19 protein-coding genes are annotated in these 25145 nt (G+C 60.2%); 16 read left to right on the top strand and 3 right to left on the bottom strand.

Annotation, left to right across the window (positions count from 1 at the left end):
- Nucleotides 1–9 precede the first annotated feature (9 nt).
- From AU182_RS12380 to AU182_RS12305, 16 genes are all read left to right on the top strand, one after another.
- Nucleotides 10–1014, top strand: coding sequence for an Asd/ArgC dimerization domain-containing protein (locus AU182_RS12380; RefSeq protein WP_066965613.1), 1005 nt, complete (start codon nt 10–12; stop codon nt 1012–1014).
- Nucleotides 1015–1314: 300 nt separating this feature from the next.
- Entirely contained in the window at nt 1315–4539 is a 3225-nt protein-coding gene (locus AU182_RS12375) for a FimV/HubP family polar landmark protein (protein WP_066965611.1), read from the top strand.
- Nucleotides 4540–4648: 109 nt separating this feature from the next.
- Nucleotides 4649–5539, top strand: a complete 891-nt coding sequence (gene truA, locus AU182_RS12370; RefSeq protein ID WP_082859419.1) for a tRNA pseudouridine(38-40) synthase TruA — start codon at nt 4649–4651, stop codon at nt 5537–5539.
- A 191-nt stretch (nt 5540–5730) separates the two neighbouring features.
- Entirely contained in the window at nt 5731–6384 is a 654-nt protein-coding gene (locus AU182_RS12365; RefSeq protein WP_066965607.1) for a phosphoribosylanthranilate isomerase, read from the top strand.
- A 3-nt stretch (nt 6385–6387) separates the two neighbouring features.
- Entirely contained in the window at nt 6388–7608 is a 1221-nt protein-coding gene (gene trpB / locus AU182_RS12360; RefSeq protein WP_066965605.1) for a tryptophan synthase subunit beta, read from the top strand.
- A gap of 11 nt (nt 7609–7619) precedes the next feature.
- Nucleotides 7620–8432: a tryptophan synthase subunit alpha gene (gene trpA / locus AU182_RS12355; protein WP_066965602.1), complete on the top strand. Its 813-nt coding sequence runs from the start codon at nt 7620–7622 to the stop codon at nt 8430–8432.
- A gap of 189 nt (nt 8433–8621) precedes the next feature.
- Entirely contained in the window at nt 8622–9476 is an 855-nt protein-coding gene (accD, locus tag AU182_RS12350) for an acetyl-CoA carboxylase, carboxyltransferase subunit beta (protein WP_066965600.1), read from the top strand.
- A 141-nt stretch (nt 9477–9617) separates the two neighbouring features.
- Entirely contained in the window at nt 9618–10889 is a 1272-nt protein-coding gene (gene folC, locus AU182_RS12345) for a bifunctional tetrahydrofolate synthase/dihydrofolate synthase (protein ID WP_066965598.1), read from the top strand.
- Nucleotides 10870–11574 (top strand): SPOR domain-containing protein, encoded by a 705-nt coding sequence (locus AU182_RS12340; RefSeq protein WP_066965596.1) that lies wholly within the window; start codon nt 10870–10872, stop codon nt 11572–11574. The genes folC and AU182_RS12340 overlap by 20 nt, the downstream gene beginning before the upstream one ends.
- Nucleotides 11575–11704: 130 nt before the next feature.
- The gene (locus tag AU182_RS12335; RefSeq protein ID WP_066965593.1) at nt 11705–12202 is read left to right on the top strand and encodes a CvpA family protein; all 498 of its coding nucleotides are present in this window, start codon (nt 11705–11707) and stop codon (nt 12200–12202) included.
- A gap of 68 nt (nt 12203–12270) precedes the next feature.
- Complete coding sequence (purF, locus tag AU182_RS12330; RefSeq protein WP_066965590.1) at nt 12271–13755, top strand: amidophosphoribosyltransferase; 1485 nt, start codon at nt 12271–12273, stop codon at nt 13753–13755.
- 604 nt (nt 13756–14359) lie between these two features.
- The gene (locus AU182_RS12325) at nt 14360–15544 is read left to right on the top strand and encodes an O-succinylhomoserine sulfhydrylase (RefSeq protein ID WP_066965587.1); all 1185 of its coding nucleotides are present in this window, start codon (nt 14360–14362) and stop codon (nt 15542–15544) included.
- A gap of 104 nt (nt 15545–15648) precedes the next feature.
- Nucleotides 15649–16560, top strand: coding sequence for a MoxR family ATPase (locus tag AU182_RS12320; protein WP_066965583.1), 912 nt, complete (start codon nt 15649–15651; stop codon nt 16558–16560).
- Between the two features lie 7 nt (nt 16561–16567).
- Nucleotides 16568–17602 carry a DUF58 domain-containing protein gene (locus tag AU182_RS12315; RefSeq protein ID WP_227718243.1) on the top strand — a complete coding sequence of 345 codons (1035 nt, stop codon included), beginning with the start codon at nt 16568–16570 and terminating at the stop codon, nt 17600–17602.
- Nucleotides 17599–19659: a DUF3488 and transglutaminase-like domain-containing protein gene (locus tag AU182_RS12310; protein WP_066965580.1), complete on the top strand. Its 2061-nt coding sequence runs from the start codon at nt 17599–17601 to the stop codon at nt 19657–19659. Before AU182_RS12315 ends, AU182_RS12310 begins: the two co-directional genes overlap by 4 nt.
- Nucleotides 19660–19800: 141 nt before the next feature.
- Nucleotides 19801–21063 carry an MFS transporter gene (locus tag AU182_RS12305; protein ID WP_066965578.1) on the top strand — a complete coding sequence of 421 codons (1263 nt, stop codon included), beginning with the start codon at nt 19801–19803 and terminating at the stop codon, nt 21061–21063.
- An 18-nt stretch (nt 21064–21081) separates the two neighbouring features.
- Here AU182_RS12305 and AU182_RS12300 read toward each other — a convergent pair whose 3' ends face one another.
- The 3 genes from AU182_RS12300 to AU182_RS12290 form a co-directional block, all read right to left on the bottom strand.
- Nucleotides 21082–22836 carry an alpha-amylase family glycosyl hydrolase gene (locus AU182_RS12300; RefSeq protein WP_082859418.1) on the bottom strand — a complete coding sequence of 585 codons (1755 nt, stop codon included), beginning with the start codon at nt 22834–22836 and terminating at the stop codon, nt 21082–21084.
- A 66-nt stretch (nt 22837–22902) separates the two neighbouring features.
- Nucleotides 22903–24126, bottom strand: a complete 1224-nt coding sequence (locus tag AU182_RS12295; protein WP_066965572.1) for a glycosyl transferase — start codon at nt 24124–24126, stop codon at nt 22903–22905.
- Between the two features lie 25 nt (nt 24127–24151).
- A complete protein-coding gene (locus tag AU182_RS12290) occupies nt 24152–25030 on the bottom strand; it encodes a mannosyl-3-phosphoglycerate phosphatase (RefSeq protein ID WP_066965570.1) in 879 nt (292 codons plus the stop codon).
- Nucleotides 25031–25145: the final 115 nt, after the last annotated feature.

The following is a 25145-nucleotide window of genomic DNA, read 5'->3' as shown; positions in this document are numbered from 1 at the left end:
AGCCCAAGTATGACTGAATCCACCCGGGAACTGGTGATCGTTGGTGTTGGCAGTGCGCCGTTTGATGCGCTGCTGGAGACCCTGGAAGAGCGCAAGACCGTGACCCCGGGCCAGCTCAAACTGGTGATCGAGGACGAGGCGGACGTAGACCCGCAAGTGTTCGCCAACCGCAGCGTGGCGGTGACTCCACTGAAGGATTTTGTGTTTACCCCGGATCAGGTGGTGCTGCTGTTGACCGGCGGTGAGCTGGCAACGGCCGCTCTGGCTCAGGCTGAGCAGGCGGGCGCCTGGGTGGTGGATGCGGCGGGTATTACCCGTGGCGACGAAAGTGTGGCGTTGATCCACCCTTTGCTGAACACAGCGCTGCTCAACGAGCGAGACGAGCAGGATCGCAAGGTTGTGGCTGTGCCCGGTGCCGGTGCGGCCATGATCGCGGAAGCCCTGTATCCGCTGAAGTCCCAGCTGCAGTCGGTGGAAGTGGTGCTGAATCAGCCGGTATCCGCGTTGGGCAAAAGCAGCGTAGATGCTGCTGCCGCGCAAACTGCGCGTTTATTTAATGGCCAGGAGCCAGACGTGGATGAGGCAACTGGCCAGCGCCTCGCGTTCAATCACCTGAGCTCCGCCGAGGCATTGCTGGAAAGTGGCCACAGTTTCAGTGAGCTGGCACTGGTGCTGGAGCTGCGGCGTCTGCTGGGGGAGGGGGTCGCACTGGATGCCACCATCAACACCGCCTCCGTATTTCACGGCCAGCTGGCAAACCTGAGTGTGTACTTGAATAGCGACCAGCCGCTGGATACGGTGCGTGGCTTGCTGAGTAATGGTGCGCGTCTTGAGATGCGTGAGCGCCCGTCGGCACAGGATGCGGTTGGTAGCGAGAGCACGCTGCTGGGAAGGTTGCGCACAGGCCTGGTTAGTCCGCGGCAGGTTATTTTTTGTGCGGCATCCGACAATTTGCGCAAAGATGTGGCAATTAACTGTGTACAGATTGTCCACTTGTTGCTAAAAACCCATTGATATTTAATACTTAGCGGCCTTTCTGAAGGTTTCTTCTTAACTTCGCCCGGTGCGGGTGGCGTCATTGCCTTGGGGGGCAATGGCAAGCAAAGTTGGGAGAAATCCGAGGGGTCTAGTCTTTTTCGGGGAGCGGTTCTTTCGTGAGGGAGTGTCGCTGGAGAGTGGAGCCTGGTGTCTGAGCACTGGTTCTTTTGAACAATTATTGTGCGGTTTGATGGCTGCACAGCCCCGGCACCTGTAAGCCCATAGGGCGCTTGTTTGCAGGTGGCGGTGTGATTCTAACAATAAAGGGAATCGGATATGCGTGTGCAAAAGCTGGCACTAGCGGTAGGACTGGTCAGCGCACTGGGTGGCAATGGGGCTCTGGCGCTCGGTCTGGGGGAGATCAAACTGAACTCCACCCTGAACCAACCTCTCAATGCGGAAATCAATCTGCTGCAGACTCGCGGCCTTGGCGAAAGTGAAATCAAGGTCCGTTTGGCCAGCACCGAGGACTTCGAGCGCGCGGGTGTAGACCGTGCCTACCTTCTCGACGACTTGCGCTTTGACGTGGATTATTCCAGCGGCAAACCCGTTGTCCGAATTTCCAGCCGCAATCCGATTCGCGAACCTTTCCTGAATTTCCTGGTAGAGACCCGCTGGCCCAGCGGCCGATTGCTGCGGGAATATACCCTGCTGATGGATCTGCCCGCCTTCTCCACCAATACCGCATCCCAGCCGGTGCGCGCTGCCGAGCGTGAACGCCAGCAGGTACGCCGCGATGCGCCGGTGCAACAGCCGCTGCAGCCTACCGTTCAGCGTGCACCTGAGCCCGTCCAGGCTCCGGTGCAGGCGCCGGAGTCACCGGCCGTCGAGGTGGCGGAAGAGCTTCCAGAACCGATGCCGGAGCAGGCGCCCGAAGAGACGCCAGTCTCCGAGCCTCAGGAAACCGTGTACGAGGCGCCCGCAGAAGAGCCGGTTGAACTGCAGCGCGAGACGGTTACCGACAGTGGCAGCCGTGTTTACGGTCCGGTAGAAGCCAACAAGACACTGTGGGAAATCGCCCGCGACAGCCGCGAAACTCGCGATGTTTCCGTACAGCAGACCATGCTGGCGATCCAACGCCTCAACCCCGAGGCGTTCATCAACAACAATATCAACCTGCTTAAGAAGGGTGCAGTGCTGCGTCTGCCAACCGCAGATGAAGTGCGCAATCTGTCCCTGACCGAGGCGGTCTCGCAGGTGGCTACGCAGAATGATGCGTGGCGCGAGCGCATCGGGGCTGCCGAAACGGACGTAACCGGAGCACCGCTGGATGGCCGGGCAACCGTAGAAGAAACCGTTGCCAGCGATACCCTCGAAGGGCGCGTGTCCCTTGCGGCACCTGGAGACAACGAATCCGTACTGTCGGGCTCCGGCAGTGGTACCGGTGATAGCGAGTTGCTCGAAGGCGAGCTGGCGGTAACCGAGGAAGAGCTCGACAAATCCCGCCTGGAAAATGCGGAACTGCAGGACCGTTTGGGCGAGCTGAACGAGCAGATCGATACCATGGAGCGCCTCGTCGAGGTGTCCAATGACGAATTGCAGGCGGTGCAGGCGGCAGCAGAGCAGACTGCCGATGCGACGGAAACGGCCGTAGACGAGAGCGTTTTTGCCGACGAAGCCGCGCTGGACGAGGAACTCGGGGAAGAGCCGGTTACATTGTCTGGCGAAGAAACCCAGAGCGGTGTATCCGCAGAAGAGAGTGTGGAGGCGGAGCCGGTTGCTGAAGTTGCTCCTGTCGCAGTGACTGAGGCGGAGCCAGAGGTTGAGGAAGACGCTTCACGCAACCGCGTGGTGGTGCAGACCCGCCCAGAGCCCACGCTGGTCGAGCGCGTCATGGACAACATCGTGCCGATTGGTATTGGTGCGGGAGCCCTGCTGGTGGGCCTGTTTGGCTTCATGAGCTGGCGTCGCCGCAAAGAAGAAGAGGAAGCTATCCGCCAGGTAGAGGCTGAAATGGCGGCCGAGCGCGCGCTGGCGGATGCGCCGGAACTGGCGGGAGAAGAGGATAATCTCTCCGCGGTTGAAGAGATGGAGGCCAATGAGACCTTCGATCTGGATCAGCTGGGAGAAGTGGAAACCGACGACCCGGTGGCCGAAGCCGAGATTCACCTCTCTCTGGACCAGTATCAGGAGGCCGAGGCAAAGCTGCTGGCGGGCCTGAAGGCGGCACCGGAAAATATCGATGCGCGCCTGATGCTGCTGGAAGTGTATGCGAACCAGCAAAATGGCGAGCAGTTTGATGCGCATTACCGTCAGTTGCTGAGCTATAGCGATGGCCCGGCAGCAGACCGGGCCGCACGCCTGCGTGAAACCATTGCCGGCATCGGGGCCTTCAGCGCGCCGGAAAATGATTTCTCCAGTGAGTCCCTGGAAGCGGCGCAGCTCGATGACATGGGCGCGGATTTCGATGCCACTGCGAGCTTCGACGATCTGGATGAGTTCTCGGGCAGCAACAACAGTGCTACCACGTCCGAGTCCGCCAGTGATGACGATTTTGGCCTGCTGGACGACCTGTCCCTGGACCTGGACGATGATCGCAGCGCGGAAGAGGCTGTTGGCTCTGAGGACGAGTTCTCCCTGGATCTCGACCTTGGCGATGATCTGGGCGAGAGCCTGGATAGCGATCTGTCCCTGGAAGATACGTCTGCTGAGCCGGCTGCGGCTGGCGCCGAAGAGGAAATCTCTTTTGATCTGGACCTGGCCGGCGGTGCGGAAGAGCCAGCACTGGACTCGGCGGGCTCAGGCAGTGAAGACAATTTTGATCTCGATGACCTGGTCGCAGACGGCGAGCTGGACCTTGATAGCCTCGACAGCCTGGACCTGGATTCCGATTTCAGTATCGATTCCGCGAGTGAGCCAGTAGAGGAAGCCGGTGCAGCCGCACTGGGGCAGTCTGCATCCATCGATGTGAGCGCCCAGAGTGCTACTGCGCAGGCGGTGGAAGAGGGTGGTCTGGAGTTTGACCTGGACCTGACGCCGATGGAGGACGAGGGCGAGCTGTCTCTGGCCGATTCTGGTAACGACGCCCAGAGTGAAGAATCCCTCGATGATCTAGAGAGCTTCGGCGACGATCTCGGCAGCCTGGATCTGGATTCCATCGATTTGGGTGATCTGGATCTCGATGGTGATGATCTGTCCTCTGGCGCGGCCAGTCAGGCTGGCTCTTCGTCAGCCGAATTCGGACTGGAGAGTGAGCTGGACAGCGACCTGGATATTGCGGTTGCCGAAGAATCTGTAGCCCAGCCGGCGCAGTCTGGTACCCAGCCAGCGGCCGACGAGGCGGAACTCAGTGACCTGAGTTTCAACCTGGAGAGCGATCTGGACTCGGAGCTGAACCTGCTGGAAGGCAGCGACGAAGTCAGCACCAAACTTGAGCTGGCACAGGCTTACCTGGATATGGGCGATAAAGAAGGCGCTCGCGAAATCCTCGGCGAAGTCGTCGAAGAGGCGGCGGGCGAGCATCAGCAGCGCGCCAAAGACATGCTGGCACGCATGAGCTGATACCGATTTTCCACGCTATCTACAGCGACAACACTTTGACCCCGCCTTGTGCGGGGTCTTTCTTTTATGGGAGTCGCTCTTTTTTGATCGAGGTGTAAAATTCCGGCGCATGACCAGCACAACTTATCAGTACAAGCCAAACGGTGAAGTCCCCCCGGGAGAACGTTTGCCCGAGGGGCTGCGGCGCATTGCGCTTGGTGTGGAGTACTGCGGTACCCGCCTGCGCGGTTTCCAGAAGCAGAAACATGACCCGCTGACGGTGCAGGAAACCCTGGAAAAAGCCATTTCCACCGTGGCCGCGGAGCCGGTAACCCTGGTGTGTGCCGGGCGCACCGATGCCGGGGTACACGCCACCGGCCAGGTGGTGCACTTTGATACAAGCGTCCAGCGTCCCACCAAGGCGTGGATACAGGGTGTGAACACCCAGATGCCGTTCGATGTGCGGGTACACTGGGCGCAGGAAGTGCCGGCGCAGTTCCATGCGCGCTTTTCCGCGCGCAACCGTACCTATCGCTACCTGATCCACAGTGCGCCGACTCGCACAGCCCAGGCCGCCACCGAAGTCACCTGGACAGAGCGCACGCAGGATATGGCGGCCATGCGCGAGGGTGCGCAACACCTCATTGGTGAGCACGATTTCAGCAGTTTCCGCGCGGCCCAGTGCCAGGCGCGCTCGCCCGTACGAAGGCTCACACGGCTGGACATTGGCAAGGTGGGAGAGCTGATTGTGCTCGAAATCAGTGCGACCGCGTTCCTGCACCACATGGTGCGTAACATCGCCGGTGTACTGATGGCGGTGGGGCGCGGTGACCGCGCGCCTGATTGGGTGCGCGAGGTGCTTGCGGCGCGGGATCGAACCGCTGCCGGGGTGACGGCGCCACCCCATGGCCTGTACCTGGTGAATGTGCAGTATCCGGACGAATATACCCTGCCCAGGCGGGCGCCCGGCCCATTGCTGGTGCCTCTGCCGTTGGGCACCATTGGCAGGGACCCCGCCTGATCACTGCGAGCGACTGATGACGTCTGCGTTTCGTCGAATCCCCTGATCTGCTAGTATCGCGTGCTCTCCGAAATTTCTCTGCTGACTGCGCCCGCGGCATCCTCTCTGCGATTGTCCGGGGAGCGATTTCTTGTCAGGGCAGGGCGGTTTCGGGAACAGATCTGTTTGGCAGTCTCAGCGGTATATGGATCATGCGCGTAAAGATTTGCGGAATTACCAGTGTTGAAGATGCTCGCTTGGCCGTTGCAGCCGGGGCCGATGCGCTCGGCCTGGTGTTCTATCCGCCGAGCCCGCGTAATGTCACCCCTGAGCAGGCGGCAGAGATCGCGCGCGCGGTATCGCCGTTTGTCGTGCTTACCGGACTATTCGTGGATGCCCATCCGCAACAGGTCGAAGCGGTACTCGACCTGGTGCCACTCAACCTGCTGCAGTTCCACGGCGGTGAAAATGCGCCTTACTGCCGTCAGTTTCGTCGCCCTTATATCAAGGCGCTGCGGATGAAGCCGGCGTTGAATCCGGTAGAAGCCATGGCCGCTTTCCCGGATGCCCGCGGTATTTTACTGGATGCCTACCGCAAGGGCGTTCCCGGCGGTACCGGCGATACCTTTGACTGGCAGCGAGTTCCGAAAGGCAGTGAACGTCAGATCATCCTCGCCGGTGGCCTCAACCCGCACAATGTGGCCGCGGCGATTTCCGAGGCGCAGCCCGACGCGGTAGACGTCAGCGGCGGCGTGGAAGCCGCCCCCGGCCGCAAAGATGCCGCAAAAGTCCGTGAATTTATCCGCGCAGTACGCGCCGCTGAGCCCAGTGGTGCCAGTCCTACAGAATTGACCCAAGGAGTTTGAGCTGTGAGTAAACCCACATCCCCCATTGATTACGCTGCCTTTCCCGATGATCGTGGGCACTTTGGCGAATTCGGTGGACGCTTTGTATCGGAAACACTGATCAGCGCCCTGGACGAATTACAGGAAATGTACCAGCGCCTGAAAAACGACCCGGAGTTTCAGGCTGCCTTCGATTACGACCTGGCGCACTATGTCGGGCGTCCATCTCCGCTGTACCTGGCGGAGCGGTTAACGGCGCAAGCCGGCGGTGCACGCATCTGGCTCAAGCGTGAGGACCTCAATCACACCGGCGCGCATAAGGTGAATAACACCGTGGGGCAAGCGCTGCTGGCCAAGCACAGCGGTAAGCGCCGGGTGATTGCCGAGACCGGTGCCGGCCAGCACGGTGTAGCCACGGCGACCGTGGCCGCACGCCTCGGGTTGGAGTGTGCCGTATACATGGGGGCGGAGGACGTAAAGCGCCAGTCCCCCAACGTGTACCGGATGAAACTGCTGGGTGCGGAAGTAATCCCGGTGGAATCGGGCTCCAAGACTCTTAAAGACGCCATGAACGAAGCCATGCGCGACTGGGTCACCAACGTAGACGACACCTTTTACATTATCGGCACCGTTGCCGGCCCGCACCCCTACCCGCAGCTGGTGCGCGACTTTAATTCAATCATTGGCCGCGAGGCGCGCCGCCAGAGCCTGGAACAGTTTGGACAGTTGCCGGATGCGCTGGTGGCCTGCGTGGGTGGCGGCTCCAATGCCATCGGCCTGTTCCACGCATTCCTCGGTGATGCCTCGGTGAAAATGTACGGCGTCGAGGCCGGTGGTGATGGGCTGGAAACCGGGCGTCACGCCGCCCCGCTGAACGACGGTGTGCCGGGTGTGCTGCACGGCAACCGCACCTACCTGATGGAAGACGAGGACGGCCAGATTATCGAGACCCATTCCGTATCTGCGGGCCTGGACTATCCGGGGGTGGGCCCTGAGCACGCCTGGTTGCACGATATCGGCCGCGTGGACTATGTCACCGCCAATGACCAGGAGGCGCTGACCGCTTTCCGCACCCTGACGCGCGCTGAGGGTATTATCCCGGCGCTGGAGTCCAGTCATGCGGTCGCCTATGCCATGAAGCTGGCGGCAACCATGGCACCGGACCAGAACATTGTTGTGAACCTTTCCGGTCGCGGCGATAAAGATATATTCACTGTGGCCGCCATCGACGGCATTGAAGTGTAGGGAGAGACACGGTGACCGAAGCACAGAATAGAATTGATCGCCGCTTTGCCGAGCTGCGCAGTGAGGGGCGCAAGGCTCTGGTAACCTACATCGTTGCCGGTGACGGCGGCCTGGAAAACACCGTGGGCCTGATGCACCAGCTGGTGGCCAGTGGTTCCGACCTGATCGAGCTGGGGGTGCCGTTTTCCGACCCCATGGCTGAGGGCCCGGTGATTCAGAAAGGGCATGAGCGCGCGCTGGCGAACAAGTGCTCCCTGCGTAAATGCCTGGCACTGGTGAAGGAATTTCGCAGCCAGGATGCCGATACCCCGGTGATCCTGATGGGCTATGCCAACCCCATCGAAAAAATGGGTGCCGAGGCCTTTGCCGATAACCTGAAAGAGGCGGGTGCCGACGGTGCGCTGACGGTCGATTTGCCGGCCGAGGAGGCGGGCCCGCTGAGTGAACTGTTGAATGCGCGGAATCTGCGCAACATCTTCCTGCTGACCCCCACCACCAGTGACGAGCGAATCCGGCAGATTACCGAGTTGGCCAGTGGCTTTGTCTACTATGTATCCCTGAAAGGAGTCACCGGTGCCGGGAATCTCGATCTGGATTCGGTCCGCGAAAACCTGGCCCGCATCCGTCGCCATACCGAACTGCCGCTGTGCGTGGGTTTTGGTATCAAGGATGGCGCTTCCGCCAAAGCGGTGAGTGCCGATGGCGATGGCGCGGTGGTGGGCAGCGTACTGGTCTCGGCGGTAGCCGAGTCCAATGATGGCGCTGCCGCGAAAGATCGCATTGGCACCCTGGTGTCTGAAATGCGCAGCGCGCTGGATAGCTGACGGGCCATCGGGCGTTTGGCCAGAACGCCTGATTTTGCGGCTTATCTGGCCAAGAGCAATGTTTTTGAAAGTGGTTTAATTCGCGGTTTTAGAATTGCCGGTCATATACCCTTGGCTCCCAAGTAGCGGGTAGTGGCCCGGCAGGTGAAGACTCAAGCAAGCCTCAGATTATCGGATTTTGGAAACAGAATGAGCTGGTTAGAAAAAATTGTCCCCTCGGTGATTCGCACCGAGCGTCGCGCCGGTTCCAGCAAGGTACCGGAAGGGGTATGGAAAAAGTGCGTGAAGTGCGATTCCACCCTTTATCTGCCCGAGCTGGAGCGCAATCTGGATGTGTGCCCCAAGTGTGAGCACCATTTCCGTATCGGTGCCCGCCGCCGGCTGGATATGTTCCTGGATACGGAGCAGCGCGAAGAACTGGCCACCGATGTGGAGCCGGTTGACCGCCTCAAGTTCAAAGATGTAAAGAAGTACAAGGATCGTCTCACCCAGGCGCAGAAGGCCACTGGCGAGAAAGATGCCCTGGTGGCCATGCAGGGCCTGCTGGAAGGCAAGCCGGTGGTGGCAGTGGCGTTTGAGTTCGCGTTCCACGGTGGCTCCATGGGCTACGTGGTGGGTGAAAAGTTCACCCGTGCCGCGCAGCGCGCGTTGGAAGAGCGCATTCCTCTGGTGTGCTTCTCCGCCACCGGCGGTGCGCGCATGCAGGAAGCACTGATCTCGCTCATGCAGATGGCAAAGACTTCTGCGGTGCTGGAGAAGATGCGCATGGCCGGTGTGCCTTATATCTCGATCATGACAGATCCGGTGTACGGTGGGGTTTCTGCGTCGCTGGCGTTGCTGGGCGATATCAACGCGGCAGAGCCGGGCGCGCGTGCCGGATTTGCCGGCCCGAATATTATCGAGCAGACCATTCGCCAGAAGCTGCCAAAAGGTTTCCAGCGTGCGGAGTTCCTGCTGGAGCACGGCGCTATCGATATGATCATTCCGCGCAAGGATATGCGGAATACGGTTGGGCGCCTGTTGGGCAAACTGTCCAACAACTAATGCTCTCCTGATGCACTCTGTAGCCCCGCCATGTTCCTGTGGTGGGGCTGCATTTTGCTCGCATGCGTCCGCACCTCTTTGTTCCCCTTCTTTTTGTTCACGACTAAAATTTCCCTCACCTGATTAATCGGCGGTGACTTCATGCGTGATCTTCAGTCCTGGCTCTCCCGTCTGGAGCAGTTACACCCCACAGAAATCGAACTCGGCCTGGAGCGAGTGGCTTCCGTAGCCGATGCCCTCGATGTGCGCACACCCGCGCGGCGCATCGTGACCGTGGCGGGCACCAACGGCAAAGGCAGTTGTGTGCGTACCATGGAGGCGCTGCTGTGTGCCGGAGATCACTCGGTGGGGGCGTATAGCTCTCCGCACTTGCTGCGTTTCAATGAGCGCATCCGGATTGATGGGGCGGAGGTGGATGACGCGCTGCTTGTGCGTGCGTTCGAGGCGGTGGAGCAGGCGCGGGGCGAGATCAGCCTGACTTATTTCGAGTTCACCACACTGGCGGCATTCTGGCTGTTCAAACAGGCGGACGTGGAGTTTGCGCTGCTGGAGGTGGGCCTCGGTGGACGCCTGGATGCGGTCAATATCGTGGACCCGGATATCGCCATGATCACCAGCGTGGCGGTGGACCACGAGGCCTGGCTGGGCAGTGACCGGGAAGTGATCGGTCGCGAGAAGGCGGGCATTTTGCGCGCGGGCAAGACGTTCGTGTGTGCGGATCCCTGGCCGCCGGCGTCGGTCATCGATGTTTCCGGCAAGCTCGGTTGTGACAGTTACTTTATTGACCGGGATTTTTCCCTGCACGATGGCGAGTATCGCCTGGATGCCGAGCCGCGGCTGGTATTTGGCATGCCCGAACTGCAGTTGCCCCCGGCCAGTGTGGCGGCGGCGGTAACGGCACTGGCCCTGGCGGGGGCTCTGCCCGGGGTGGAGTCTGTCTGCGAAATTCTCAAGGGGCTGCAGATGCCCGGGCGCTGTCAGCAGATTCACTGGCGGGGCCACGATCTGCTGCTGGACGTGGGGCATAACCCGGCGGCCGCGGAATACCTGGCGGACTGGCTGGCACGCCATTCGGTGGCGGGACACACCCATGCGCTGGTTGCGGTGATGGCAGATAAAGACCTGGCGGGGCTCGCGGCGCCCCTCAAGCCGGTTGTTGACCGGTGGTATCCGGCGCTGTTGCCGGATAACCCTCGTGCGGCAGACGTCGAGCAGCTTGTGGCGGGATTGCATGCGGCCGAGGTGCCCGAAGAGCAGGTTGCAGGGCCCGTTGTGCCGGTGGCCGCGCAGCTGGAGCGGGCCCTGGGGCAGTTGGGGGCGAGCGACAGGTTGCTTGTATTCGGTTCTTTCTTTACCGTTGCAGCAGTACTGCAGCTTACAAGAGAGCAACACGATGGCCAGCCGGGACAGTGATACTGACGCTTACGCCTCGAAAAACCCACGCGCTTCCCGCCGGCTGAACGACGGGGTCAAGCAGCGTATTGTCGGTGCGCTGGTGTTGGCCGCGCTGGCGGTGATATTCCTGCCGAGCCTGTTTGATCGGGAGGGCGCACGCTATATCGACGTGACTAGTCAGATTCCTCAGGCACCGGATATCAAGCCCATCGCGATTGCCGAACCCAGCCCGGTGGAGGATATCGAGCCCGCTCCGCCGGTCGACGAGGTGTTCCAGCCGGAGTTCGTGGAGCAGGCGGCACCAGCGCCCGTGCCGGAAACGCTTGCATCGGCAGCTGATCAGGCGACGCCGTCGCCCTCAGTGGCAGCCGCCAAGCCGCAGCCCAAGGCGGAACCCGCCGTCGAACCCGCCCCATCTGTTCAATTGCCCGCGGAAGAAACCCAGCTGGATGACAAGGGCCTGCCCGAGGGCTGGGTGATTCAGGTTGGGGCTTATCGGGAGCCCGCCAGTGCCGAGCGCATGCGCGCCAGGCTCATGGATGCGGGCTTTCGCGCTTACACCCGGGCCGTCGATACATCCAAGGGCCGCCTGGTGCGGGTGTTTGTCGGTCCCAAGTTGAGCCGTGTGGACGCTCAGTCAGACAAGCAGAAGCTGGATAAGCTGCTGAAGGCCGAGACTCTGATTCTGCGCTACCGTGCCTGATACCACTGGGTTCGTGCCCACCTTAGTATTCCTGCTTTGCATGGGATTGGGCGAACTGCTTCACGGGCTCCGGTCGGTAAGTTAGAATGCGCGCTCTTCGCGGCAGCCGCCGCGTAGCAGGTAGGGTTGAATGAACTGGGCTGACTGGACCATTCTGGCAATCGTCGCCATCTCCACGCTGATCGGCTTGAGCCGAGGCTTCGTGCGCGAAGTCCTGTCGCTACTCACCTGGGTGGCGGCATTCGTTGTGGCGATGATGTTTCGCGATCAGCTGGCACCACTGCTCTCCAACCTCGTCGATACGCCTTCACTGCAGGCCATAGCCGCCTTTTCCATCCTGTTCATCTTTACCCTGCTGGCGGGAGCCGGCCTGAACATGACCCTGTCTGCGTTCGTGGAGGCCACAGGCCTTTCCGGTACGGACCGGGTATTGGGAATGGTGTTTGGATTGTTCCGCGGCGGCATCATCGTGATGGCGCTGCTGATCTTCGCCCCGGCGCTGGCGCCGGTGAATGAGGATGGCTGGTGGCAGGAATCGGCGTTGATACCGCATTTTCTCGAGTTTGAAGATCGTGCGCGCGAAGCGGCTGGCGCGATCAAGGATTTCTTCGCAGGGCAACTTGACTGATCGCTGGGCAGCGGGACGCGGCGCAGGGTCACCATGACCATTTCGAAATGACTGGGGTTATCTGAAGTATGTGTGGCATCGTTGGAATCGTCGGCAAAAGTGACGTCAATCTGCAGTTGTATGATGCGCTTACCCTGTTACAGCACCGGGGCCAGGACGCCGCGGGTATCGTCACCTGTGATGGTGACCGCCTGAATCAGCAAAAGGCCAATGGCCTGGTGCGCGACGTGTTTCGCGCGCGCCATATGCAGCGTCTTACGGGTAATTTCGGTATCGGCCATGTGCGCTACCCCACCGCCGGCAGCTCCGGCCCGGCACTGGCCCAGCCCTTCTATGTAAACTCCCCTTACGGCATTGCCATGGCCCACAATGGCAACCTCACCAATGTCGATGACGTGAAGGAAGCCATCTTCCAGCAGGACCTGCGCCACATCAACACCGACTCCGATTCCGAAGTTCTGTTGAATGTGTTTGCCCACGAGCTGCACAAGCAGCACAAGCTGCAGCCCAAGGCCGAAGACATTTTCACCGCGATGCGCGCTGTACATAAACGGGTGCGCGGCGGTTACGCCTGTGTGGCAATGATCGTCGGTTACGGCGTGGTTGCCTTCCGCGACCCCAACGGCATCCGCCCGCTGGTGTACGGCAAGCGTGAGACCGACAAGGGCACGGAATATATGGTGGCTTCCGAGTCCGTTGCGCTGGACGTTCTGGGTTACACCCTGGTCCGTGACGTGGCGCCGGGGGAATGCATTTATATCGAGCTGGACGGTACCGTGCACTCCGAGCAGTGCGCGGAAGACCCGCAACTGCGCCCGTGTATTTTCGAGCATGTGTATTTTGCCCGTCCGGATTCCATCATGGACGGTGTTTCGGTGCACAAGGCGCGTCTGCGCCAGGGCGAGCACCTCGCGGAAAAAATTCTGCGCGAGCGCCCGGACCACGATATCGACGTGGTCATTCCGATCCCCGATTCTTCCCGTTCTGCGGGCCAGATGGTGGCGCACCGTCTGGGGGTGAAGTTCCGTGAAGGTATGGTGAAGAACCGCTATATCGGCCGTACCTTCATCATGCCTGGGCAGAAGCAGCGCAAGAAGTCGGTGCGTCAGAAGCTGAACCCGATTGAGCTGGAATTCCGCGGCAAGAATGTGCTGCTGGTGGATGACTCGATTGTGCGCGGTACTACGTGCAAGCAAATTATCCAGATGGCCCGTGAGGCTGGTGCCAACAAGGTGTATTTCGCTTCTGCTGCGCCGGCGGTGAAGTACCCGAATGTGTACGGTATTGATATGCCTTCGGCCACTGAGCTGGTTGCTCATAACCGCACTACCGAAGAGGTGTGTGAGGAGATCGGTGCAGACTGGCTGATCTATCAGGATCTCGATGAACTGATCGTTTCCTCCGCCGACGGTAACAGCGCGATCAAGGAGTTTGATTGTGCGGTATTTGATGGCAAGTACATCACCGGTGATGTGACTCAGGAATACCTGGACAGCCTGCACGCAGCGCGCAATGACAATGCGAAAGGCAAGGGCAACGATAGCTCTCTGTAACTTTCTTTCCTGACTTCTGCCCCTATAAGTGGCCCGCCCGATGGTGGGCCATTTTTTGTGGTCCAATGCGAAAGCGCCGCTACCAATCTAGCTACGTAGCACCATCTTGTTCTTAGCTACGTAGTGTCTGTCTGGGCGGCGGAGCGCCGGGGATCCATTTTTAGAGCCGAGCTAGGCGCCCCCCCATGAATACATCCCTGTAGGCTGCGTCGGCGACGTCCTTGTCGCCGACGCTTCTGAAAAAGGATCCCCGCCGCTCCCCCTTCGCTTTAAACTCTGCGCTTCGTAGCTTTCAAAGTAATCAGTTTTATTCTCTTCATCTACTCGTTGGTGGAGCGAAGTCTTGATGCTAAATATGAAGGTGCCGATACCGATAGCAGTTTGCGGGACCGTACGCGGCCTGGACGGCCGCGTCCGAGCCCCCAGGGATGGGTTATCGGGGGGCGCCTAGCTCGTGTCCCGCAAACTGCTATCGGTAGCGGTGCCGCCACCGAGCTATTTACGAAGCTTCATGATTCGTGCCTAGGAGCTTTCGGTCTGTCAAAACCGCCTTCTTAGGTTAAGATTACCGGCTCAACTATTTCTAACCCGGGACGGTTACTCCATGTTTGAAGACGACGGCTACGCACTGGAAACACTGGCGGTAAGGGCAGGCCAGAGCCGGTCGGCGGAAGGCGAGCACGCCGAGCCTATCTACACCACGTCCAGTTACGTTTTTCCCTCAGCGGCCGAGGCCGCAGCGCGCTTTTCCGGGGAATCCCCCGGGAATGTCTACTCCCGTTACACCAATCCCACCGTGCGTATGTTCGAAGAGCGCATCGCCGCGATGGAAGGAGGCGAGGCGGCCGTCGCTACGTCCAGCGGTATGGCTGCGATTCTCAGCCTGTGCATGACGATGCTGCAGAGCGGCGACAAGGTCGTCTGCTCGCGCAGTGTGTTTGGTACCACCACCGCGCTGTTTACCCGTTACATGGTCAAGTTCGGGGTCAAGGTTGCGTTCGTCGAGCTGACGGACTTCCAGGCCTGGAAAGACGCGATGGACGGCGATACCAAACTGCTGTTTATGGAAACACCGTCCAACCCCCTGTGCGAAGTGGCGGACATCCGCGCCATGGCCGATCTTGCCCACAGCGCGGGCGCGCAGCTGGTGGTCGACAATTGTTTCTGTACGCCGGCCCTGCAACGCCCACTGGAACTCGGTGCGGATATCGTGGTGCACTCGGCCACCAAGTTTCTCGATGGCCAGGGGCGCTGTGTCGGCGGCGTGGTGGTGGGCAAAAAGGAAGTGATGGATGAAGTGGTCATCTTCCTGCGCACCTGTGGCCCGAGCATGAGTCCGTTTAACGCCTGGGTATTCCTCAAGGGACTGGAAACGCTCAACCTGCGCATGCGCGCGCACTGTACCAGCGCCCTGGATATTGCCTGGTGGCTCAAGGAGCAGCCACAGGTGGAGAAGGTCAACTATGTAGGCCTGCCCAGCCACCCCAACCACCAGCTTGCCGCCGCGCAGCAAAGTGGCTTTGGTGCGGTGTTCAGCTTCACCGTGGCCGGTGGGCGCGAGGCCGCCTGGAAGGTGATCGACGCGTGCAATATCTTTTCGGTGACCGCCAATCTGGGTGACGCAAAAAGCACCATTGTGCATCCCGCGACCACCACCCACGGCCGCCTGAGTGAGGAAGACAAGCACAAGGCGGGGATTACCGAGAACCTGATTCGGATTTCGGTTGGGTTGGAACACGTGGAGGACCTGAAAGCAGATCTGGCGCGAGGCTTGTCTGCACTCCCATAAAACCGTCACAATGGCGCGGAATGTGACATGATGTATGGCCCAGCCTGAGGCGGGGCCTATCATTGATAGCTAGTGAAGAAAAAACGAGCAGTAATGGATTTGCCGTGCAAAAAATCATCTCCGCCATTGTTGCCGATATCGGCAAAGTCCTGTTGGGTAAAGAGCATCAGGTAAAACTAGCGCTGGCGTGTCTGTTGGCGCGTGGTCATCTGTTGATCGAAGATCTGCCGGGTATGGGTAAAACCACCCTGGCCCATGCCCTGGCGCAGGTGCTCGGACTCAGCTACAAGCGTGTTCAGTTCACCAGCGATATGCTGCCCGCGGACATCCTCGGGGTGAGCATCTTCGAGCGCGACTCCGGCCAGTTCCGTTTCCATGAAGGGCCCGTCTTCAGCCAGCTGCTGCTCGCCGATGAAATCAATCGCAGTTCCCCCAAAACCCAGAGCGCGTTGCTGGAGGCGATGGAGGAGCGTCAGGTCAGTATTGATGGCGAAACCCGCCCACTGCCTGAGCCGTTTTTTGTGATCGCCACCCAGAACCCGCTGCAGCAATCCGGCACCTTTGTGTTGCCGGAATCCCAGCTCGACCGCTTTCTCATGCGTATCAGCCTCGGTTATCCCACCCGCGAAGCCGAGCGGGCGCTGTTTCAGGGCGTCGACCCCCGTGCGCAGTTGGCGCAGCTCAAGCCCCGTATCAGCGGTGAGGGGCTGCGCAAGCTGCAGTCACTGGTGGGGCAGGTCAAGGCTTCCGAGTCGCTGCTCGACTATTTGGAGCGCCTGGTGCTGCACACCCGCCAGAGTCCCGAGTGTGGTGTCGGCCTGTCACCGCGCGGTGCGCTGGCCTTGCTGCACGCCGCCCGTGCCTGGGCGCTGATCCACAACCGCAGCCACGTGCTGCCGGAAGACCTGCAGGCGGTACTGCCGTCGGTTGCCGGCCACCGGTTGCAGAGTGACGGAACCGATGGCACTCAGCTGGTGGAGCGCATGATGCACCAGGTGGACATCATTGCCGCCTGAGGCTGACGTGTCGGTAAAATCCATCCACAGCAATCCATCATCCGCCCAGACGCGGCAGCAGGCGGGCGCGGCAGGCGCAAAGCCGTTGCTGCGCGCGCCCTGGTTGCGATGGCTCAACCGGCGCTTGCCGCCGGCGCAATCCCTCACCCTCGATCACCGCACGCTGTTTATCCTGCCCAGTGGTGCAGGCATGGGGCTGCTGCTGGTGATTTTCCTGTTATGGCTGCTGGGCACCAATTACGAGAACAATCTGGTGCTGGCACTTGCCTTCCTGCTGGTCGGGCTGCTGGTGATCCTGCCAGTGCACACTATTGCCAACCTGTCGGGCCTGAAACTGCAACTGCGTGATACGCAACCGGCCTATGCCGGTGACTATGGCCAGGCGAAAATTGATCTGAGTAAAACCGGCAAGCGATATCACGAACGTGTACAGCTTGCTTGGCCGCCGGAAGAGGGCGTTGAGGTGGACGTGCTCGATACTGACGCGCAGGAAATCTGCCTGGACCTCCCGCTGTTGCAGCGGGGGCGCGTCAAGGCGCCGCGTATACACGTACAGAGCCGCTTTCCCCTGGGGCTGTTTCGCTGCTGGAGCTGGGTAGACCTGGATGTGGAATTTCTGGTGTACCCCCAACCCAAGCCTGCAGGTCCGCTGCCTTTCGGCGCCAGTGTGGGAGAAGGGGATCAGCAGAAAACACTGACCGCCGGTGGTGATGATTTTGCCGGTCTGAAAACCTACCAGCCTGGTGATTCCCTGCGCCATGTGGCGTGGAAGCAGTATGCCGGCGGTCGGGATCTTTACAGCAAGGAGTATGCCTCGGGTAGTGATGCCCGGCTGTGGCTCGACTGGGACCTGCTGGGTGGGCGCGATGTGGAGGCCCGGCTCAGCAATCTCTGCGCCTGGGTGCTCGACGCCGAGCGGGCACAGGTGCCCTATGGCCTCAGGCTGCCCGGACACACCATTGATCCGGGGCTGGGTGCAGGGCATAAGCACAAGGTACTGAGCATGCTGGCACTGTTTCCAGTGCAGGGAGTGAGCCAGTGAGCGCATCCACCAGCCAGCTTCAGGCACTGCTGCCGCGGGAGAGCCTGCTGTGGATTTTTGCCGCCCAGCTGGCGGTATTGCTGCCACACTCGATTCACCTTCCCGTCTGGCTTCTGGGTGCCTGGGCGGTGGCGGTGTACTGGCGTCTCGAGGTATTTCGCGGTCGTCGGGAGATGCCGGGGCGGCTGGTCAAACTGGTGGCCGTCGCGGTTGTGATTGCCGGGTTGGTGCTTACGTACCGGCGCTGGTTTGCGCTGGAACCGATGGTGGCGCTGCTGGCGGTGTCCTTTACGCTGAAAAACATTGAGCTGGTGAGCCGGCGGGATGCGCTGCTCAGTCTTATGCTGGCCTACTTTCTCGCCGCTACCCTGTTCGTGTTTGAGCAGACCATCCCCTATGCAATATATGGCATTGTGTGTGTGGTGATTATTACCGCGGCACTGGTGGCCCAGTTGGGGCGGCGCAGCGCACGCCCGGGCAGGGCGCTTGGTTTGTCGGTGAAGCTGCTGGCGCAGGCGATACCGGTCATGCTGGTGCTGTTTGTGGTGATGCCGCGTCTGGGGCCCCTGTGGGCCGTACCGCAAAATACCAAGGCCGCGTCTACCGGGATCAGCGACTCGATGAGCCCGGGGGATTTCAGCGAACTGTCCAAATCAGACAAGCCGGCCCTGCGGATCTCCTTCAATGGGGCAGTGCCACCGCCAGAGCAACGCTACTGGCGGGGGTTGGTTTACACGCACTTTGATGGTCGCCGCTGGAGCGAGCCGGGGGCGGCGGATGGCTATCCGCGCTGGGGCCGCGGCCGCAGCAACCAGCGTCCCTTTGGCGATGATGGTCATGGGGACAGCGCCGGACGCGCGCTGCCGGCGGTCGGCCCGCGCTATCGCTATCAGGTGATCCAGGAGGCCAGCCACAATCCATGGCTGTTTGCGCTCGCCCGTCCTGACTCGGAGACCCGCGGGGTGCGGGAAACCGGTGACGACACCCTGGTGTACCGAACGCCGGTGGGGAGCCGGTTGGCGTATGAAGTCCGCTCCTGGCCGCGGGACAGCGTGATCGATGGCGCGCGCCTGAGTGCCTCGGAGCAGCGCCGCCACCTGCAGTTGCCCGCATCCGGAAACCCGCGGGCGCGCGCCTGGGCGCGGGCCCGGTTTGAAGAGGGGCTGGATGGCGCGGCGATCTCCCAGGCGCTGTTGTCACTGTACAACCGGAGCTTCACCTATACCCTGAAGCCGCCCCCGCTGGGCCAGGACACAGTGGATGAATTTCTGTTTTCCACCCGTCAGGGTTTCTGCGAGCATTTTGCCAGCAGCTACGTCTTTACCATGCGCGCTGCCGGGGTGCCCGCGCGGGTAGTGGCTGGCTATCAGGGTGGGGAATGGGTGGAACAGCAGGAGTACCTGCTGGTGCGCCAGTACGATGCCCACGCCTGGGCGGAAATCTGGCTGCCGGAGCGCGGCTGGGTGCGGGTAGACCCCACCGCGTCGGTGGCACCGGAACGTATCCGCGATGGCCTGCAGAGTGCTGCAGCGGAAGAATTTATGCAGGACGCCTTTCTGCCATTGCACAAAATCGCGTTTGTTTCACGCCTTCGGCTGCAGTGGGACATGGTGAATTACCGCTGGTACCAGACGGTAGTCAGCTTTGACAGCAAGCGCCAGCAAGGCATTCTGCAGCGCCTGATGGGCGAGATCTCGCCACTGCGCATGGCAATGTTTATCGGCATCCCTGTGCTGGGTGCACTACTGCTGTTGCTGGTTTGGCTGAAATTGTCCAGCCGGGGGCCGGCGCTGCCCGCAGCGAGCCGGCTGTATCTGCGTTTCTGCCAACGCATGGCGCGGGCCGGGTTGCCGCGTATCCCCGGTGAAACACCGGGGGATTATGCTAACCGTATCGAGCGGGAGTTGCCCCGGCTGGGATCGATGGCGGCGCGGATTACCGCGGCGTACGAGCGTGCGGCGTATGCGGACGACGGGCTGGCCGAGAAACAACTGCGGCGACTGGTGCGCGGCTTCTGGCCGATGCGATTGTCCGCCCAGCCCCGCAAGCCGGCCTGACGGGCCCAAAACACCATATTCTGTGGGACAATGTCGCCCTTTTTTTGACGGGCCGGGTGCTCGTCCCGCCAGCTGCACCGGCAGAGAGGTGACCGAACTTCTCCTCCGGTGGCAGTGCAACAGGTTTTCCGGATTCAATAAATGGCACTTCCCGCACAGGTGGCACGCCTGCGAACATTTTTGCTGGGTTACAGCGGCACCTCCCTGGCCACTGGCCTGCAGGTGATCCTGCTGCCATGGATCGCCGTGGCGTTAATGGAGTTGCCTGCATTGCAGTTGGGCTGGGTTCAGGCGTCGGTGCTGCTGCCCAATCTGGTTTTTCTACTGTTTGGCGGTGCACTGGCGGACCGGTTTGATTCCGCCCGGGTGGCAGCCGTGTCTTGCCTGGGCCTCGGTCTGTGTCACGCTGCGCTCGCGTATTACTTGCTTTACCAACTGCCCAGTCTCGGCCTGTTGATTCTGTACGGTGTCAGTCTCGGCATTTGTACCGCCTTCCTGCAGCCTGCACGGGACAACCTGGTGCAGCGCTGCGCCCGCTCCCCAGAGGAAAGTAATACCCGGCTCAGCGAAGCCCGGGTACAGCACACCGTGACCTGGATGATGCTGGCCCAGTACGGTGGCCAGGCCATCGGCATGCTACTGGCGAGCCGATTTGACAGCTGGGGCGCAGAGTTACTGTTGCTGATTCAGGTGGGGGTGCTGTTGATCGCCGCACTCTTTTTCTTCTCCATGCGCCACTTGCGTTTGGCAAAGCCCACAGCGCGCCTGACACTCCCTTCTGCGCTGCTGGAGGGGTTTGCCGAAGTGCGCAACAGCCGCGCCATCCTCGAGCTGGTAATGCTGGTAGGGTTCAATGGCCTGGTGCATATCGGGGTATTTCTGGTGGTGCTGCCGCTGATGGCGGAAAGTTACGGGCGCGGTGCCAGCTACTACGCCACCCTGCAGATTGCGTTTGTGCTGGGCACCGTGATTGCGACGGTGGCCATGCTGCGGCGAGGGCAGGGGGATACACCGGGGCGTGGTGTACTGATGTGTCTGCTCTACAGTGCGGCGCTGTTGATTGCCATCAGCTTTGGCCCTACGCCGTTCGGGCTGATGTTCCTGTGTGCCTGCTGGGGCGCGGTGGCTGCGGCTTCCGCGGGACTCGGCCGGTCGATCATCCAGCTGCTTGCCCCTGAGCAAGTGCGCAGCCGGGTAATCTCCATTTACCAGCTCTCGCTGTTTGGTTCCGCGGCAATCGGTGCGCTGTTGGCGGGGATCATCAGTGAATTTTCCGCACCGCTCACCACCCTGTTGTGGGCCGGTATTTTTAGCCTGGTGGCTTTTGTCTTTGCCTGGCTGAGCGGTGCCCTGCGCAAACTGCACATTCCCAATACCGAAACCAGCGAATCTCCCGAGCCGTGAATGTCACGCCCCCTGGGGTTACCAGCGGTTACTGATCCACAGCGTCTGGTAGGGATCCAGGGTAACCGTAGACAGCATGTCGTCGAAGGTCGCCTCGCTGATCAGATCTTTCCACTGATCCGTACCAATCAGGTTAATCGCATTCAGGTGGATGGTCTGCGGCGTGTCGGAGATATTGTTGAGGCAGAAAATACTCTGCCGGCGATCCAGGCTCTGGCGCCAGAAGGCGAAGACCTGGTCACCGAGGTGCAGGGTAAACTGCGTTGCGTTGGGGTGGAACGCGGGCTGCTCGCGACGCAGTTGGATCAGTTTGCGCAAATGCTGGAACACGTGATGGTGGTGGCGGTCGGGGTCGGCCAACACATCATCCAGTTCCTGCTCGTGCCACTGGCGGCGGTTGATGGCGCGGTTGTGACCGTGTTCTTTCATCCGCTCGTAGTCATTGGTGGTGCCCATCAGACTGTGCAGATAAAACGCGGGCAGGCCTTCCAGAGCCAGCATGATGGCGTGGGCGCAGATGAAGCGTCTTAGTTGCCAATCATCTTCGCCCGCGATGGTTCCCTTGAGGGCATCAAACAGGGAAATATTGATTTCGTAGGGTTTGTTGCTGCCGTCATCCAGCGCGCGCCAGGAAATCTGGCCGCCGAAATTCTCCATGGTCTGGATCAGCGCTTCCAGTTCACTGTCATCCAGCAAACCCTCTACCGGCCGCAGGCCGATCCCGTCGTGCGAGGCGATGAAGTTGAAATAGGTGGTGCCGTTCTGTGCCGGCGGCATACCCATCAGCCAGTTCTTCAGGTAGCGGCAATTACCGGTAACCAGGGTATTTACCAGCAGCGGCGGCAGGGAAAAGTTGTAAATACAGTGGGCTTCATTGGCATTGCCGAAGTACGACAGGTTTTCCTGATTGGGAATATTGGTTTCGGTAATGATCACCGCATTGGGATCGGCGTGCTCGATCAGCGTGCGCAGCAGACGCACGATCTCATGGGTCTCCTCCAGATTCAGGCAATTGGTGCCGAGCTTTTTCCAGATAAAGGCCACGGCATCCAGGCGAAAAACACGCACACCCATATCCAGATACAGGCGAATAATATCGACGATCTTCGCGAGTACCTTCGGGTTTGCAAAGTTCAGGTCTACCTGATCGTGGCCGAAGGTACACCAGACGTGCTTGGTTCCCTGGGGGGTGGTGGTGGGGCGCAGGAGTGGTGTTACCCGCGGTCGAACCACCGCGCTGAGATCTTCCTTCGGATCTGCTTCCACGAAGAAGCCAACGCCGGGCTCGCGCCCCTCCTGATAGTTCACAAACCACTCGTGCCGTGACGAGCAGTGGTTGATCACCAGATCCGCCATCAGGTGAAAGTCGGTACTGATGCGCAGGATATCGCTCCAGTCGCCCAGTGGCGGATCCACCTGTTTGTAGGCAGAAACGGCGAAACCATCGTCACTGGTGTAGGGGAAGAACGGCAGTATGTGCACCGTATTGATCAGCATTGGGAAGTGCGCCTGTAGAAAATGGTGCAGGGTTTTCAGGGGCGGCTGATGGTCACTGATGATGCTGTTGCCGTAGGTAATTACCGCAATGTCGGTCTGGTCCCACAGATTTTTGTGGGCCAGGGGACTCTGGCAATCTTCGTCGAGCCGCATGGTATGCACCAGTTCCTGGGCGATGGGCTCTATCTCCAGGTCCGGGTAGATAAACGTCAGGTGGTCCACCACCTTCTGGTGCAGTACCTCCTTGATTGGCAATGGCGCGTTCGAATGGCTCACGGTCTCCCCCGGTTTCCCTGCAGTGATTGAGTCTGGTCAGTTGGGACCTGATAACAGGCCGGGCAGTTACCCGTTGTACTCCTCGTAATCCGCCTCGACCGCCTTTTTCAGTCGGTCGAGGAAACCTGGCTCGGCGCTGGTGATCCGGTTCCAGCTGGGAATAAACGGGGTTTCCATGGGGTTGTCGAGAAAAGCTTGTCCCGCCTTGACCAGATTGCTGGCGAAGAGCTCCACGGTCTGCTCCTCTTTATGAATATCAAAATTCAGGCCATTTATGATGGCATCGTTGCGGTAGGTTTCGACAAAGTCGAGGGCGATGCGGAAGTAGGTGGCCTTGATACTGCGGAAAGTCTCCGAAGAAAACACGGTGCCCTGGGTGGCGAGCTTGCGGAAAAATGACTTGGCAATATCGATGGACATCTTCGACAGGCCACAGTCCTCATCGTCAAAGGAAACATCCTGGTGTTTGTGGTCGTAGGCGTGGGCGATATCCACCTGGCACAGTCGGTTGGTGGAGTAATTGCGGTACATTTCTGACAGTACGCCGATCTCCAGGCCCCAGTCACTGGGGATACGCAGATCATTGACCACGTCGCGGCGGAAGGAAAACTCACCGGCGAGGGAGTAGCGGAAGCTGTCCATGTATTCCAGGTACTTGGTATGCCCGTAGATTTTTTTCAGGGTGCGGATCAGTGGCGTGACCAGTAGCCGACAAACGCGGCCATTGATTTTTCCGTTGGCCACACGGGAGTAATAGCCTTTACAGAACTCGTAGCTGAACTGGGGATTGGCGACCGGATAGAACAGCCGTGCCAGCATCATGCGATCGTAAGTGACGATGTCACAGTCGTGCAGGGCGATGGCTTCGCCGCGACCGGAGGCAAGAATGTAGCCGAGGCAATACCACACATTGCGCCCCTTGCCCGCGTCCATGGGCGCCAGGCCATCCCGTTGCAGCTGTGCGTCCAGCTCACGCAGGCGCGGGCCATCGTTCCACAATACCCGCACGTGCTGCGGCAGGATGCTGAACTGTTTGAGGGCATCGCGGTACTGGGATTCATCTGCACGGTCGAGACCGATCACGATTTCCGACAGATAGGGCACTTCCGCAAGAATCTTGAGAATGCGGGGCAGGGCTTCGCCTTCCAGTTCTGAATACAGGGAGGGCAGCAGCAGGGACATGGGGCGCTGCCTGGAAAAGCGCATCAGGTCCGCTTCCATATCTTCCAGGCTGCGATTGGAAAGGTTGTGCAGGGTCGTGATGTCGCCATTCTGAAAAAAGTCGGTCACGGATTGCTTCCTTTTGTACGTCTGGTTAGTTGCGCATCAGCGCGGGGTAGGGCGAGCCGGCAGCGAAGATTTCTCCGATGGCGTCCGCCCACCCCTGAGGACCGGTCTCGCGCGTGATGAGCAGGGATGGGTGGTGGGGCAGGTCCGGTGGCGGATGCGCCGGAGAGCGGACGATGATGGCGATATCGGCAACGCTCAACATGTCGAGATCGTTTGGTCCATCGCCGCTGGCGATCAGCCGGCATTCGCGCCGGGTGTAGTTCTGGTAGGTTTTCTTTAGCAGGTTGGTGGCGCGCCCCTTGTCGGTCTGGCCGAGCACGTGCAGGAAGCGGCCGCCCTGTAGGGTGGAAAACCCCGCGGCATTGACGCGGGCAGTAAACGCCAGCTTTTGCTGCTCATCCCCTTGCCACAACAACGGCTCGGAATAATCGCGCTGGTTGGCTCTTTGTGCCTCGTGATCGGTCAGGCCGGTGGCGGCAACAATTTCTTCTGTGCTGGCGCTATTGAAATTGAGGTAGGGCGCACTGTTCTTTTGTGCGTCCTTGGCCAGAAACGCGAGGATATCCTGACGTCGCGCACCGGGCTCAAGAATCCAATAACCGGCGTCTTCCCGCGCCAGTTCGGGCTTTTGCGGGAAGTATCCCTGGGGGATAAAAATGGCCGAGCCGTTTTCAACGATAAACGGATGCTGGTTGTTGAGGGCCTGCCGTAGGGCGAGCATCTCGTCGCGGGTTTTACTGCTGTTGAGGATGACGGGGACAGCGTTTGACTCCAGGAGTGCCAGAGTGGCGTCGGCCGGTTGGTGAGAATAGCTGAAGTGATCCAGCAGGGTGCCGTCGAGGTCACTGGCAATGAGCCACTGGATGTCTGTTTCGCTGTGCGCCTCGCCATTTAATTGTGTCATTCGATTCCGGGCTGATGTGCAAGTTATCGCTTCATGGGCTGTCGGTCAGACCCGCGCTTTACTATGACAATCCAAAAATAGTGCCAGACGGAAAAAAGTGAGCTATGGCGGTGCT

The organism is Microbulbifer sp. Q7 (assembly GCF_001639145.1).
Classification (GTDB): domain Bacteria; phylum Pseudomonadota; class Gammaproteobacteria; order Pseudomonadales; family Cellvibrionaceae; genus Microbulbifer.
The sequence above is the reverse complement of the archived record's forward strand: the minus strand, read 5'-3'. Positions and strand labels throughout refer to the sequence as shown.